Raw genomic sequence first — 13,261 nt, 5'->3', positions numbered from 1 at the left:
AGGTCCTTGATTATCTGTCGTACTCGTCGTGCATACGCCACCATTCAAACGGCGGGCTCTGTGGCCACCCCTCGGGTGAATCTTCCCAGGTTTCCTGACGACCATAGGGTGTCAGGTCCAGCAACCGGAAGTTGGTATCGAACAGCTCGCCGCCGCGATCCGTGGTGAAGTAGGTGCGGTACACACGGTTGTCATCATCACGAATGAACACGTTCACCGCAAACCCTTTTCCGGCATCGAAAGCGTCAGCGAAGCGGCGACCGTGATCCGTGTACCATGGCGTGTGCCAGCCCATCCGCTTCTGCAGGGCGATAATCTCACTTTGCGGTGCCGGTGACGTGAACACGAAGGTGGTGTCCCGGGCGTTGACGTGGACGATATTGTGGCCAATGTTGTCCATGACCATTGAACAACCCTGGCAGGGCGCTGCACCGGGCTCCAGCATGGCACAGTAAACGATGAGTTGCCGGCGACCGTGAAACAGGTCAACCAGCGAAACCTCGCCCTCCGGCCCGGTAAAGCTGAAGTGCTCTTCGACAGGGACCATCGGCAGTCTGCGGCCAGTGCGTCCTGGGCGCGCGTCAGTTCCTTTTCCTTGACGAGGAGCGCCTGGCGGGCCTTGTGCCAGTCTTCGAGCGTACCGATAGTTGGTAGTGCAGTCTTGTTAGCCGACATGATATGAGCTCCTTCTGTTTGAGGTGCACTTCATAGTCGATTGGGAGCGGTCAGATTCGACAGTCTCCTGACAGGGTCAGCTATTTATCCGCCGGCCCGACCCAGAACAGCGGATTATGTGCGATCTCCCAAAGATATCCATCGGGGTCAGAAAAATAGCCGGCGTAGCCACCCCAATCCGTTTTTTGGGCAGCCTTGGTGACAACGGCGCCGGCAGCGACCGCTTGGGCCATGACCTGATCAACCTCCTGCTCCGAACTGACATTGTGCGCCAGACTGAACCCCGCAAACCCTTCTGAACGCCCGGACACCGAGGCATCCTCAGCCAGGGCGTCACGCCCGTACAGGCCGAGCCAGGTGCCGTTCAGGGTAAAAAAGGCCACTTCTGGTGGAGAATCCATTCTGGGAAGGCTCAGTCCCTGCTCGTAGAACCTGATCGAGCGCTGAAGATCGCTCACACCCAAGGTGATCATACTGATCCGTGGTTTCATGATTTTCCCCGTGCATCACCAGTGACAAACAGCGCCTTGCCAAAAAACGATAACACAACAGCCTAGCCCATCGCCCGGCACGCCGCCAAGCAATCGCACACGTCATCTTGTCGTTCCAGGTGTGATGCCGACCCCGGCTCACTCGCTCATTATGGATTCCAGCAGGGTATCGAAATCCATATCGATCTCGCCGTCTTCCGCGCGCCTTGTCAGGACGATCACCGAGCCCTGAAGCTCTGGATCGTCATCAAGCATGAGCAGGTCAGGGTTGATGAGGGTATTAACAGTGTTCTTTACAACCCTGGGAACCTTGTTGAGTTGGCGGCGAAGTAAACGGGTAAGGGCTGATCCGTTCTTTACACCGCCGAGGGTTCGCTGAAGCGTGTATTCACGTTCGGTCACCAGGTAACGGCAGAGTTTCCTCATCACCGGTGTATCCGCATTATTGAGGATGAGGGTGCCACGGGACACGAGCATCTTGTCGACGTAATAAATGGCTACCAGAGCCTGATCAAACGGCCCGACTTCGTTAATGATGGCCAGATTGATGGTTCGATTCTGGAAATAGAAATCCGGAAGCACCTCATCGGCAGGCGTGCGGTTCAGTTCCACCAGATCCATCACTGTTTCCACGTTCCGTTTCCGGGTCTCTTTCAGAAATTCAGAGTGCTGAAGAAGGTTGGGGGTGAGCAGTGTCAGCGCTGAATTATCCAGGGCACGAAGCGCACGGCAGACTGACAGCGTCAGGTCAAAATCACCCAGGCCGAGTTGCAGGACTTCCTGGGGCGCCTGTTCTTCAATAATGGAGGTGACAAACGAGGTATGTGGTTGGTCTGGAGTCATGGTTCTATCTGATGAAGCCTGAGTTTGTCGGAAACGGACGGACGCGCTGGGCATGGTAGCGGTGAACCAAAGCCAATCCCTTGGCTTGGGGTCACACCATTCTCGGTCAGTCCCGCGAGTCAGGAAGGAAACGCATCAGTCAAAGGCATGTAACTACTCCTTTGTCTTCTGGGTCCTGTCCGCCCAGCGCTGGGCGTAATCATTCAGTGCAAGCAGATGTTGACCCAGTTCTTTGCCCTGATCGGTGAATCCGAAGCCGTTTCCGTTATGGTCAAGCAGGTCAAGGTCACGCAACTCCTTGAGCCGGCGGTTCAGCACGGTGGGTGAAATCTGATCACAGCGTTCCTGCAACTGGCGGAACGTCAATCTTTCCTCTCTCAGTTCCCAGAGGATGCGCAGCGCCCAACGCTGGCCAAGTACATCCATGAGAACCATGATCGGACGGCCTGTGTTTGAGCCTCTTACCGGGTGTCCTGGTTTTTTGGTTGTCATCATCACCTCGCTTGACGCTACTGAAAAGGTAGCATACATTATTTGCTACATAAAACGTAGCAATCAGCGAGCGATTATTATGGCCAACCGACTCTACACCGTAGAACCACCCTATTCTCAGGAAGTGGACACATTGCTTTCTCGCTACCCGAAGCCAAATGGCTATCTACTGAAGCTGTTTCGCGTGTTTGCCAACAGCACGCGCTTTCTCCGCAAGGGCGTGCTGGACCTTCTGGATCGCGACAGCCCTCTCGCAATGCGACACCGGGAGCTGGTGATTCTGCGAACCTGCGCGAACAACGATTGCGAGTACGAATGGGGGGTTCACGTAGCAGGCTTCGCTGAACATGTGCAATTTACCGAGGAACAGATCAAAGCGACCCGGCTCGGAGCGCCTGATGATGCTTGCTGGAACTCCGAGGAAAGCACGCTGCTGCTGGCTGTAGACGAGCTCTGCAATTCAGCGTGCTTGCGTGCTGAAACACGGGACCGGTTTCAAAGCCTGTTCACGGTCGAGCAACAACTTGAAATTTTCGCCCTTTGTGGGAATTACCATACGGTCAGCTTTGTTGCGAATATGGCTGAAATTGAGGGTGAACCTTTTGGCGTACGATTTCCATCAGCGCTGGATAAGGGCGATTAACCAAGAGGCATTGGGCGGCTTCACGGAAACGAAAACATATTGACGAGTAGCCCGTTCGGATCGGCAACCATGAATCGTCTCATGCCAAAACTCTCATCGCACAGGTCGTGTGCGATCTCGAAACCGCGTTCCAGGACCTCAGCGTACGCGACATCGACATCTTCAACCTGTACGGAGAGGATCACACCCTGTGCCGGACACTGGAAAGCCTTCGGTGTGAACTCATGATCGCGGCGCATAATGCCGACCTGGAGCTGGGGGTTGGTTGGTGACGCCATTTGGATGTACCAGCCCTCATGCTCGAACCCGACAACGAACCCGAGTAGCTCCACGTAAAAATCCCGGGTCTCCTCCATCTTGTCCGTGCAGATGTTGGGAAGGAGTCTGGTGACGGCAATCTCTCCCATTGCGTTTTCCTTCTTCGGCAAAGCATTTCTGTTATGCCAAATGGAACATGATATTTAGTGCTTGTCTGAAAAATTGTATTCTTTGATGATGGCCTCAAAGGTCCCGTCTTCCTGAATTTGCTACGGAATCTGAGCCAACAGGTCAGTAACTCCGATATCCACTCCCACCTGTGATAGCAAAGTAGAAACCTGCCCTCGATGGTGAGTCTGATGGTTAAAGAAATGAAGAACCAGACTCGAATATCGTTTTTTGGCAGGCGTCCCCTTGATGTCGTGGTAGCTGAGTACGAACTCGAGATCATCTTCGGATAGTTCGGCTATCCAGTTGATAATCTGACGATCCAGCCAGATCCGCTGCTCGGATAAGAGACCCAGGTCGTCAAAGAGCATCTGGTCGAGGCTTGTCGGATTCTGAAGATCAGCGACCTCCCGCAACGAGTTCAGGCAGGACGGGTGGGTAGCAAACCGTTTGAGCCAGATGGTATCAGCAACGAAAATGTGATTCAGAGTGCCCAGGATGGAGCCAAAAAAGGCCCCGCGGTCTTTGCCCAGATCGGTTGCAGAGAGGTGTCCTGCAGCCTCATAGACCTTTGAGTTCATCCACTGATTGTAGGTGGCTAGCAATTCAAAGTGATTTTTCAGGTTCATCAGGGTTCCCTCTCATATATGACACTGAGTACACCGCGCGCGTCGGTAGTGCATGGGAACCGCACCATTGCGGAGCGGCCTCACCGAGGTCAACTCGAGTCTTCGCGTGTTGGACAGCCCGCGCTCGTCCATGAGGCGGGTGAAGAAGGCGTGTGTCTCCTCGTCTGCGACTCCTTCCTCGTGGTCGACGCAGCCGTCCAGGGTAACGTTGATGTGAAGGTCAAGAGTCCCATTGTGTCCTCCGTTCACAGATTTGTGACGAGCCGGTCGCTGTGCGGCCGATTGTTAAAGCCTGCCCAGCCAGTGCTGCGGACGCCGCCGGTCATGGGCAACTCGGATCTCTAACGCCCGGCTTTGCGGCGTGCCGGAGCGCCAGCGCAGGCGCGTCCGACAACAGCCACTGTTTAAGCTGCTTCGAAGTCCAGCCGATGAATACCCTCCAGATTGACTGTGCCGCGAGCCACCCATAGGTCGTACATGTCTTGCATCGCCAACCAGCTCTCAGGAGTACGCCCGAGAACCTTGGACAGCCGCAAAGACATTTCAGGGCTAATGCCACTATCCCCTTTGAGCAGCCGAGACAAAGTAGAAGGTGAAACACCCAGACTGGAAGCGAGCTGACGAGAGCTGATACCGAAAGGCTCCAGGTACACCTCGCGAATGAATTCACCAGGATGCGGCGGATTATGCATAGTCATTAGTGATAATCCTCATAATCAAGAATGTAGGCGTTGCCGTCCTGGAATTCGAACGTCATGCGCCAATTTCCGTTAACCCTAATCGACCACCGGCCTTTGTCTTTGCCCTTCAATGGATGAAGCCGAAAACCAGGGATATCCATGTCTTCCACTGAAGTCGCCGTATCCAGAGCAGCCAGCTGCATACGCAGCTTCTTCGCATGGTCGGGTTGTATGCCAGACGTGTTACCGGTCGAGTAGAACCGCTTCAGTCCTTTGTGGCGGAATGATTTAATCATAAGGGAATGCTAGCATGTTGCGCATCACGCAACAACCGAGCTTAACGCCCGCCATCACCGGTGGCAAAACCGCAGCGAAGCGGAGGTTGTGGCATCCGGTGCATGGCCTGGTTACACCTCACTCTGGTCAGTGAAGCTGATTGAAAACTTCCGGGTGTTGCTCAGCAATGCGCAGAAGCGCAACCGCAGGCCCCTGCGGCTCTCGCCGACCCTGTTCCCAATCCTGAAGGGTTCGCACACTCACGCCCATAAGACCGGCAAATGCTGACTGCGACATGTTCAACTTCAGCCTGATCACTTTAGGCGGTGAGGGCTCTGATAGCTCGTGGGTTCGTAGAGCCAATTTGCCCTTCTTGAACTGCTTGATTTCATTGATGCCATCAAGAATTTCTGCCCCAAGGTTCCTGTCACCCATTTTTGATTGCCTCCGCTATCTGCTTGAGCGTATGGCCAGGAATGCTGGCGCGCTCTGATTTACTGTACAGCGTGAGCATCCATATCTCGTGGTCAGACTTCTTCCAGTAGTAAATGGCTCTGATACCACCGCTCTTTCCCGAACCCGCTGGTGCCCATCGAACTTTACGAACGCCACCCGAGCCTTTGATTAGATCCCCGGCATCCGGCTTCTGCAAAAGGTAGGTTTGAAGCCCACGGTATTCCTCGTCCGTGAGGTAGTTCGGCAATAGCTTGGTGAACGTTGAGGTTTCGATGAACAGCATTGCCAAAATATACGGCGTTGCCGTACTATCGTCAAGGCAAGATCAGTGAGGTGTAACAGCAGTTAGATAGAACGCCTCAATAGTGCAAAAACGTGACCGCTTCATTATTGCGAATTCCTCGCCGGTCAGGGTTCTATCTAAAATACAATAAAACAACAGCTTAGCCCATCACTCACCAAGCTGCTATGTAATCGCGTGACTTCCTCTTTTCACACACTCAATCACAAGGCACAAAAAAGTGTGGTTCTCAAAGAGCAAGGCGCTTTCCCGGCAAAAGTGAGTATTCAGCTTCGGCCCGAATTGCAGTATGGCGCAGCTTTCACTGACCTCAATGCCGCTGTAATGTGAGGAATAGAATCTTTCCGGAAAACCATCTCCGCATAGTGCCCATCACCACATCCGAGTCCGATACCATGAGCATCGTCAAACGCCTGCTGGAGCGTTCTCCCAGTCTTATAAACCATTCATATCGATTGAATGGCAAACCTTTCGATCCGGCCACTAGTCTCGCGCCCCCTGAAGGGCGCAAACGTAGCTGGGTGCATTACGGGGTCATGGTTCCGGATTTGCCGGCGCCCCATCGCACTTTCAATGTGCTATCGATTGTGGGTACGCCGGGCGCCACGGTGTTTGATAACGATTTCGCTGTAAAAACCACACCCCGGGATACTGCCTACCTGCTATCGACGATGGCGTCATTGCCGGCCGGACAGTTCCGGAGTTATAGCATTGAGGAGGAGTGCAAGTTCTCACCCGACGGCACCCATCTTCGCTTCGGTCATGATCTGTTGATTGAAGGCTGCTACCCGCACTGGACCGTCACCCGTACGCTGCCGGGCACTACTATACAGCTCTCACTCGAAGCGACAGGCTGTGTGTCTCACTTTGTCCATATTCCCGGTCTGTACAATCATTGGAGCCTGCTTAGCCGATACTCTGGCACCATCGACCACGAGGGTGAGAAAACGGAGGTCAGCGGGCTGTGTACCTTCGAGTATGCCGCCGGCGTTGGTGCATACAGTCTGCCCGGGCACTCTTTTCCCGTGGCTCACAAGATTCCGCTCAACTACTTTACCTATCAGATCATCAATCTGGACGAGTCGACACAGATCCTGCTGGTGGCGGTGCTTTTGCCGGGAGACGTTCCCCTTCAGAAGTCCATTTACATTCGGAGTCTGAACGATCTGGGGGAGGTCTATACCCGTAACGTCGACTTCACCGTGACCGGGTTCCAGCAGGCGCCTTCGATAACGCCGGATGGCTTCTCCATGAATCTGCCGCGGTGCTTCCGCTGGTATGCCGAGGATGACGAGGGTAACGAGTTGCTGTCGTTGGATTGCACCGTACAAGGTGAGTATGAATATGGCTTGGGAGCCGGGTACACCAGCTGGTATGGGTTTGACGGGGTCGTTAAAGGCGCACCGGTATCGGGGCAGGGTTATCTGGAATTTATTGATCGCCGGCCGAACCGCTAGAACACCTGCTTGAAGGCAAGTCTTGCTGTTGTCCCTCTGCACGACCGGACGGATGACAAGGTCAGGTCAGACGCCCGCTTGCGCGCAGGGCTGCGGCACTTTCTTCGAGCCGTTGCTGTTCCCGCCCAAGCAGGATGCTGACCTGTTTCAGTTCGCGAATCCTGTCCTCCACCTGCGCCTTTTTCTCAGCCATCAGCGCCGCGCCCCGTTCACAGTCAATGCTATCGCTGCGCAGAGCATTCAGTATGTCCCGAATCTCCCGCAGGGAAAAACCGAGAGCCTTAAGCTGGCGCACCATAGTGACTCGCTCCACCGCTTTTTGCGGGTAATCCCGGTAATTATTGCCGCGCCGTACTACTTCTTGCAGCAGGCCGGCCTTTTCGTAATAACGCAGGGTGTGGCGGTTTACGCCGGTACGCTGCTCAAGCTCCGCAATCTGCATGATGGCCTCTCAATCGGGTGTTGACCTTTGAGTGTACTCTAACCTTTAAGGTGTTGGCAGACCCTACCAAGGAGACCTGCCATGACCCTGCTTATCACCGGCGCTACCGGCTTTATCGGCCGTCATGTATGCGCCCGGTTAACCCGAAGCCACGATCTGTATGCGGTATTGCGTCAGCCTGAGACCCAACTCCCGACGTTGCGACAACAGGTGAGTGATCTTGGCGGTCAGGGTGACCGCCTGCATGCAGTAAAAGGAGACCCGGACCTGCCCGGATTGGGCCTGCCGGAGGATCTGGAAGCTCCGGAAGCCATTATTCATCTGGGGGCCCGATTTGCGTGGCAGCTGGATCCCGCCAGCGCTCACCGCACCAACGTGGCCGGTAGTCTGGCGGTCGCTGAGCTGGCCCGGCGTCACCAAAGCCGCCTGGTGTTTGTCAGCGGGTTCATGTTGGAAAACCACGAACACCTGCGGCGACTGGGTATTAACAACGATGATCCGGAACGGGTGGACTGGCGGCGTGTATATCGTCTGGTCGGTGGTTATGAAGCCAGCAAACTGGAAGCAGCAATCCGGGTCCGTGCGCTGGCAAGTTCAGGCGATCTGGACCTGGTGGAAGTGCAGCCCGCTACTGTCGCGGGCCACAGTGATACTGGCAGTCTCGATACCAGTCAGCCACTGTTTGCTCTGCTCGATAATCTGGCCCGGGGACGCATGGCGATGATTCCCGGCAGCCCCGAGCATTGGTTGCCATTGGTGGCGGTGGATCATCTCGCCTCGCTGATGGCTGTTGCCGCCACCAGTGACGGTGTGCCGGAGCGGTTGCTGGCTCTGGACCCGGCCACGCCCAGCTTGAAGGGGCTGCTCGCTATTGCCGCCGACCTGCTGGGCCGGCGGGCGCCTCAACGCCATGTACCATTGCCTTTACTGGCACTCCTGTTGCGACTGCCCGGTCTGCCCCGTCTGATGAATACCTGGCCGGAGGCACTGAACTTTATTCAGCCCACTCGCTTCGACACCGCCATCACCGATGCCTTCCTGCGGGAGCAGGGGCTGGCACGCCCCTCCATCGAGGCTGTCATCGTGGCCACCGCCCGCTGGTACCGGCAGAGACAATGAGCCCATCACCGGAGCCTTCCCACAAGCCACAAAAAAAGCGCCGTGCTCTGGGAGCAGGGCGCTTTTGCAGTAAAGGCGGGCCTTATGCTTTTGGCCCGGCCTCTACAATCGCGTCAGAGACGTCGAACTTCTTGAAGTTCTCGACGAACTGGCCGATCAGTTCGGCGGCCTTGGCGTCGTAGTCTTCGGTGCTGGCCCAGGTGTTGCGCGGGTTCAGCAGGTTGCTGTCTACGCCGGGCACGCTGACCGGAACGCTCAGGTTCAGGGTGGGCAAATGCTCGGTTTCGGCATCGTCCAGGTCGCCGTTCTGGATGGCGCTGATGATGCCGCGGGTGGTCGGGATGCTGAAACGCTCGCCGACACCGTAGGAGCCACCGGTCCAGCCGGTGTTGACCAGGAAGACCTTGCTGCCGAATTCGTCCATGCGCTTCATCAGCAGTTCAGCGTAAACGCCGGCCGGGCGCGGGAAGAACGGTGCACCGAAGCAGGTGGAGAAGGTGGACTTCAGCTTGGAGGAGGAGCCCATTTCAGTGGATCCCACCAGCGCGGTGTAGCCACTCAGGAAGTGATAGGCCGCGGCTTCCTTGCTGAGGATGGACACGGGCGGCAGTACGCCGGTCATGTCGCAGGTCAGGAATACAATGTGAGACGGCTCGCCGGCACGGTTCTCGATCACCCGCTTCTCAACGTGCTCCAGCGGGTAGGCGCAGCGTGAGTTTTCGGTGAGGGAGACGTCGGTGTAGTCCGGCTCTCGGGTTTCCGGGTCGATCGTCACGTTCTCGACGATGGCGCCGAAGCGGATGGCGTCCCAGATAATCGGTTCGTTCTTCTGGCTCAGGTCGATGCACTTGGCGTAGCAGCCACCTTCGATGTTGAAGACAGTGCCGGGGCCCCAGCCGTGCTCGTCGTCACCGATCAGGAAACGCTCGGGATCGGCGGACAGGGTGGTCTTACCGGTGCCGGACAGGCCAAAGAACAGGCAGGTCTCGCCGTCTTCGCCAACGTTGGCAGAGCAGTGCATCGGCAGCACGTCTTTCTCGGGCAGCAGGAAGTTCTGGACAGAGAACATCGCCTTTTTCATTTCTCCGGCGTAGTGCATGCCGGCCAGCAGTACCTTGCGTTTGGCGAAGTTGATGATCACGCAGCCGTCGCTGTTGGTACCGTCACGCTCTGGCACACACTGGAAGTTGGCGGCGTTGAGGATCTGCCATTCCTGCTTGTCGGCCGGGTTGAAGCTGTCCGGGCGGATGAAGAGGTTGCGGCCGAACAGGTTCTGCCAGGCGGTCTCGGTGGTCATCTTGACCGGCAGGTAGTGTTCCGGGTCAGAGCCGACGTGTACGTTGGAAACAAAGCGATCTTTTTCCGCGATGTAGGCTTCAACACGATCCCAGAGGGCATCGAACTTGTCAGCGTCGAATGGACGGTTGATCGGACCCCAGTGGATATCGTCAGCCGTGCTGGGCTCCTCGACGATAAAACGGTCCATCGGGGAACGGCCGGTGCGCTCGCCAGTGCGTACGACCAGTGAACCGTTTGATGCCAGTTGGCCTTCACGTCTTTCCAGTGCCAGCTCGACCAGTCGTGCTGAACTCAGATCATTATAAGTGTTACTCACTTCGACCTCGCCCTCGGGGTGTCTTCATGATTGCCCAGACCGCACGGTAAAAATTGGCGGAAATCTGAGCAATCGGGTCAATTCAGGCGCGCTATTATGCCAGAGACGCCGGTAAAAAACGACTGCCCCAAAAGCCGCGCCAATACTGGCGTTGGGGCTAATTGGTTCCGGCCTCAGTGTAACGTATGGCCGGTGAAAAGATGATCAATATCATTTCTATCGAAGCGATAGTGAGCATGACAGAACTGGCAATCCATTTCGATGCTGCCCTGTTCTTCGAGGATGCTGTAGCACTCTTCCTGACCGATGCCCTCCAGCGCGCCTAAGGTGCGCTCCCGTGAGCAGCTGCAGTGGAAGATGACAGGTTCGGCGTCGAATACGCGCACGGTTTCTTCGTGGAACAGGCGATGCAGCAGGGTTTCGCTGTCCAGCTCCAGGAGTTCCTCCGCTTCCACGGTGCGGGCCAGGTGGTTGATCCTGTCCCACAGGTCGTCATCGTGATCGCTGGCTCCCGGCAGACGCTGCAACAGCAGTCCGGCACAGCGGTTCTCATCGGCGAAGATGAACAGACTGGTGGCCAGTTGTTCCGAGCGCAGGAAATATTCTTCCAGGCAGCCCGCGAGAGTGTCTGCTTCCCGGGGGACGACACCCTGGTAACGCTGGCCCTGGTCCGGGGTGATGGTGATGGCCATGCGACCTTGGCCCAGCAAGTCGTGGAAGCTGTCTTCCATCACCGCGTGTTCGTCGAAGCGCGCCAGGCCGCGGATCTTGCGGTCGTGGCTGCACTCGGCCATCAGGGTGCGCAGCGGGCCTTCGCCCTGGGCCTGGAGCGAAAGGGTGCCCTCGAATTTAAGGGTACTGCTCATCAGTACGCTGGCCACCAGGGATTCGCCCAGCAGTTGGCGCACGGTGTCGGGGTAGGGGGCCTGGCTGACGATTTCCCGGTAACTCTCACCGAGTTGCACCCAGGCACCACGAACCTGGCTGTGCTCGAAAATAAATCGCTGGAACTGGTCCCGGGATGCCATGGTGATGTCTCCTGAAATAAATAATGTAATAAGCGGGTGGTGGATACAGGGTTGTGGTGCTTCTGGTCAGAGCGGCGGCTCAGATGCCGTTCTGTTCCCGGAAACGCTGGATATCACGGCGATCTTTCTTGGAGGGTCGCCGCGCCGGTGGAAGTTGGGCTGCCTGCATGGTCTTGCGTTGCCAGGCCAGTTCCTCACGACGTTTCACGCTGTCATCGGTTTCGTGGTACAGCTTCTGGGCTTCGGGGGCTCCCCGGCGGCGATCGCTGATATCATCGACGACGACGATGCGTTCCTGCCAGCCCAACCTCAGGGTCAGTTTCGCGCCGGTTTCCACCAGTTTTCCGGGTTTGCAGCGCTGGCTGTTGTAGTGGACTTTGCCACCCTCGATGGCTTCTTTGGCCAGCGAGCGGGTTTTGTAGAAGCGTGCGGCCCATAACCACTTGTCGAGCCGGACACGGTGATCGTCGGTGTGTTTTGCCGTCATGTCTCCTCACCTGCTGAGCGTATGGTCATATTATAACCGGCTCATTCGCCCGATGGCAGGGGCTGTTGCTGACGCAACGACGGCAGCACTTCGCTGAAGTGGTGAATTGAGGGTATCTCCGGGTGTTTTTCCCGCGCCTGCTGGCGGCTGTCAGGCGCCAATATGGCCAGGCATTGGCCGATACCGGCAGCCCGGGCACTTTCCAGCACCGGGAAGCTGTCATCCACCATCAGCGTACGTTCGGGCTGGTAGGGTTCCCGTTCGGCGAGGTCGCGCCAGAACTCGGGGTCTTCCTTGGGTTTGCCCAGTTCGTGACTGGAGATGATGCCATCCACCCGTTGCTCCAGTTGGGTGTGGCGCAGCTTCAGGGCCAGCGGATCGGGGTGGCAGTTGGTGACAATCACCGAGCGCAAGCCGGCCTGGCGAATGGCGTCGAGAAAATCGGTGACAAACGGGCGGTAGCCAATGCGATCACCCACCTCGGCCTTGAGGCCGGTAATGTCTAGCTTCAGGCGTTCGCTCCAGTAATCGGTGCAGTACCACTTCAGCGAGCCGCGCTCGGCCATGATCATCGGAACCACGGTGTTGCGGGCTTCTTCCGGGCTGAGGTCGTAGTGCTCGGCGTAGCGTGCGGGCAGGTGCTCGAGCCAGAAGTGGTTGTCGAAATGCAGGTCCAGCAGTGTTCCGTCCATATCCAGAAACACTGTGTTGAGGGATGACCAGTTCACCATAAACGAAAACAGCCTGAAGTAAGTGTCACTTCAGGCTGCCGAATCCGCCGGGTTTTGGCAAGCCGGGATAGTACGGATCAGTAGTCGTCCTGTTCAACCGTATCCGGCTTGCGGCCGGAGCGGGTGCAGCCCAGGCAGCGCACAAACGTGGCCTTGGCCGGGCCGACTACCAGAACTTCGCCCGCTTCGCCGGCGTTACCGCCCAGTGCGGAGAATGGCAGGGACACCAGGTAAACGGCGCTGCCAATGATGGTGGTGGCAAGCAGGGCCGGGCGGACGAAGATGGCGTCGCCGGTCATGGCGAGCGCGGTCGGTTTTTCATCGACAGCCCGGGCGTGGCCAAGGGAGGAGAAGGCCAGCAGGCAGACTGCCAGGGTTGTCATTGCTATACGGGAAAATGTGCCAGTCATTTCTTGTGTCTCCTGAGATCCTGCCTGTAACTATGGATCATATTTGCGCATTTTCAAACG

General features: G+C 56.8%; 18 protein-coding genes and 1 pseudogene. 3 read left to right on the top strand and 16 right to left on the bottom strand.

All coding sequences use genetic code 11. The features are described 5' to 3' along the window. Positions 1–10: 10 nt before the first annotated feature. The 4 genes and pseudogenes from MARLIPOL_RS09790 to MARLIPOL_RS09775 all read right to left on the bottom strand — a co-directional run bounded on the left by MARLIPOL_RS09790 (position 11) and on the right by MARLIPOL_RS09775 (position 2,444). Positions 11–675 (bottom strand): annotated as a pseudogene (locus MARLIPOL_RS09790) (DUF899 domain-containing protein). A gap of 80 nt (positions 676–755) precedes the next feature. Beyond that, positions 756–1,166, bottom strand: a complete 411-nt coding sequence (locus MARLIPOL_RS09785; RefSeq protein WP_012137907.1) for a VOC family protein — start codon at positions 1,164–1,166, stop codon at positions 756–758. A gap of 138 nt (positions 1,167–1,304) precedes the next feature. Continuing rightward, positions 1,305–2,009: a hypothetical protein gene (locus MARLIPOL_RS09780; RefSeq protein WP_012137906.1), complete on the bottom strand. Its 705-nt coding sequence runs from the start codon at positions 2,007–2,009 to the stop codon at positions 1,305–1,307. Between the two features lie 153 nt (positions 2,010–2,162). After that, the gene (locus tag MARLIPOL_RS09775; protein ID WP_012137905.1) at positions 2,163–2,444 is read right to left on the bottom strand and encodes a winged helix-turn-helix transcriptional regulator; all 282 of its coding nucleotides are present in this window, start codon (positions 2,442–2,444) and stop codon (positions 2,163–2,165) included. On the opposite strand from MARLIPOL_RS09775, the gene MARLIPOL_RS09770 reads away from it, so the two are divergent. Then, positions 2,434–3,144: a carboxymuconolactone decarboxylase family protein gene (locus tag MARLIPOL_RS09770; protein ID WP_222102462.1), complete on the top strand. Its 711-nt coding sequence runs from the start codon at positions 2,434–2,436 to the stop codon at positions 3,142–3,144. The two genes, MARLIPOL_RS09775 and MARLIPOL_RS09770, sit on opposite strands and share 11 nt — an antisense overlap. 20 nt (positions 3,145–3,164) lie before the next feature. Here MARLIPOL_RS09770 and MARLIPOL_RS09765 read toward each other — a convergent pair whose 3' ends face one another. The 6 genes from MARLIPOL_RS09765 to MARLIPOL_RS09735 form a co-directional block, all read right to left on the bottom strand. Further along, positions 3,165–3,551: a VOC family protein gene (locus tag MARLIPOL_RS09765; protein ID WP_012137903.1), complete on the bottom strand. Its 387-nt coding sequence runs from the start codon at positions 3,549–3,551 to the stop codon at positions 3,165–3,167. A 120-nt stretch (positions 3,552–3,671) separates the two neighbouring features. Further along, complete coding sequence (locus tag MARLIPOL_RS09760) at positions 3,672–4,199, bottom strand: DinB family protein (RefSeq protein WP_012137901.1); 528 nt, start codon at positions 4,197–4,199, stop codon at positions 3,672–3,674. Positions 4,200–4,603: 404 nt separating this feature from the next. Further along, entirely contained in the window at positions 4,604–4,897 is a 294-nt protein-coding gene (locus tag MARLIPOL_RS09750; RefSeq protein WP_012137899.1) for a HigA family addiction module antitoxin, read from the bottom strand. Beyond that, positions 4,897–5,175, bottom strand: a complete 279-nt coding sequence (locus MARLIPOL_RS09745; RefSeq protein ID WP_012137898.1) for a type II toxin-antitoxin system RelE/ParE family toxin — start codon at positions 5,173–5,175, stop codon at positions 4,897–4,899. Before MARLIPOL_RS09745 ends, MARLIPOL_RS09750 begins: the two co-directional genes overlap by 1 nt. A gap of 127 nt (positions 5,176–5,302) precedes the next feature. Next, positions 5,303–5,590, bottom strand: a complete 288-nt coding sequence (locus tag MARLIPOL_RS09740; RefSeq protein ID WP_012137897.1) for a helix-turn-helix domain-containing protein — start codon at positions 5,588–5,590, stop codon at positions 5,303–5,305. After that, complete coding sequence (locus tag MARLIPOL_RS09735) at positions 5,583–5,894, bottom strand: type II toxin-antitoxin system RelE/ParE family toxin (protein ID WP_012137896.1); 312 nt, start codon at positions 5,892–5,894, stop codon at positions 5,583–5,585. The genes MARLIPOL_RS09740 and MARLIPOL_RS09735 overlap by 8 nt, the downstream gene beginning before the upstream one ends. Before the next feature lie 413 nt (positions 5,895–6,307). Between MARLIPOL_RS09735 and MARLIPOL_RS09730 the strand changes: the two genes are divergently transcribed. Then, positions 6,308–7,369: a DUF6670 family protein gene (locus tag MARLIPOL_RS09730; RefSeq protein ID WP_036191354.1), complete on the top strand. Its 1,062-nt coding sequence runs from the start codon at positions 6,308–6,310 to the stop codon at positions 7,367–7,369. Between the two features lie 61 nt (positions 7,370–7,430). Here MARLIPOL_RS09730 and MARLIPOL_RS09725 read toward each other — a convergent pair whose 3' ends face one another. Then, positions 7,431–7,811 (bottom strand): MerR family transcriptional regulator, encoded by a 381-nt coding sequence (locus MARLIPOL_RS09725; protein ID WP_012137893.1) that lies wholly within the window; start codon positions 7,809–7,811, stop codon positions 7,431–7,433. A gap of 81 nt (positions 7,812–7,892) precedes the next feature. Between MARLIPOL_RS09725 and MARLIPOL_RS09720 the strand changes: the two genes are divergently transcribed. After that, positions 7,893–8,930: an SDR family oxidoreductase gene (locus MARLIPOL_RS09720; protein ID WP_012137892.1), complete on the top strand. Its 1,038-nt coding sequence runs from the start codon at positions 7,893–7,895 to the stop codon at positions 8,928–8,930. A gap of 82 nt (positions 8,931–9,012) precedes the next feature. Here the strand turns inward: MARLIPOL_RS09720 and MARLIPOL_RS09715 are convergent, their stop codons facing one another. From MARLIPOL_RS09715 to MARLIPOL_RS09695, 5 genes are all read right to left on the bottom strand, one after another. After that, entirely contained in the window at positions 9,013–10,545 is a 1,533-nt protein-coding gene (locus MARLIPOL_RS09715) for a phosphoenolpyruvate carboxykinase (protein ID WP_012137891.1), read from the bottom strand. 173 nt (positions 10,546–10,718) lie between these two features. Beyond that, positions 10,719–11,573, bottom strand: coding sequence for an Hsp33 family molecular chaperone HslO (gene hslO, locus MARLIPOL_RS09710; protein WP_012137890.1), 855 nt, complete (start codon positions 11,571–11,573; stop codon positions 10,719–10,721). A gap of 79 nt (positions 11,574–11,652) precedes the next feature. Next, the gene (hslR, locus tag MARLIPOL_RS09705) at positions 11,653–12,060 is read right to left on the bottom strand and encodes a ribosome-associated heat shock protein Hsp15 (RefSeq protein ID WP_012137888.1); all 408 of its coding nucleotides are present in this window, start codon (positions 12,058–12,060) and stop codon (positions 11,653–11,655) included. Between the two features lie 41 nt (positions 12,061–12,101). Beyond that, the gene (gene yrfG / locus MARLIPOL_RS09700) at positions 12,102–12,791 is read right to left on the bottom strand and encodes a GMP/IMP nucleotidase (protein ID WP_012137887.1); all 690 of its coding nucleotides are present in this window, start codon (positions 12,789–12,791) and stop codon (positions 12,102–12,104) included. Between the two features lie 77 nt (positions 12,792–12,868). Further along, positions 12,869–13,201, bottom strand: a complete 333-nt coding sequence (locus tag MARLIPOL_RS09695) for a hypothetical protein (protein ID WP_012137886.1) — start codon at positions 13,199–13,201, stop codon at positions 12,869–12,871. Positions 13,202–13,261 lie beyond the last annotated feature (60 nt).

Source organism: Marinobacter lipolyticus SM19 (assembly GCF_000397065.2).
Lineage (GTDB): Bacteria > Pseudomonadota > Gammaproteobacteria > Pseudomonadales > Oleiphilaceae > Marinobacter > Marinobacter lipolyticus.
This window is presented reverse-complemented; position numbering and strand designations above follow the sequence as displayed.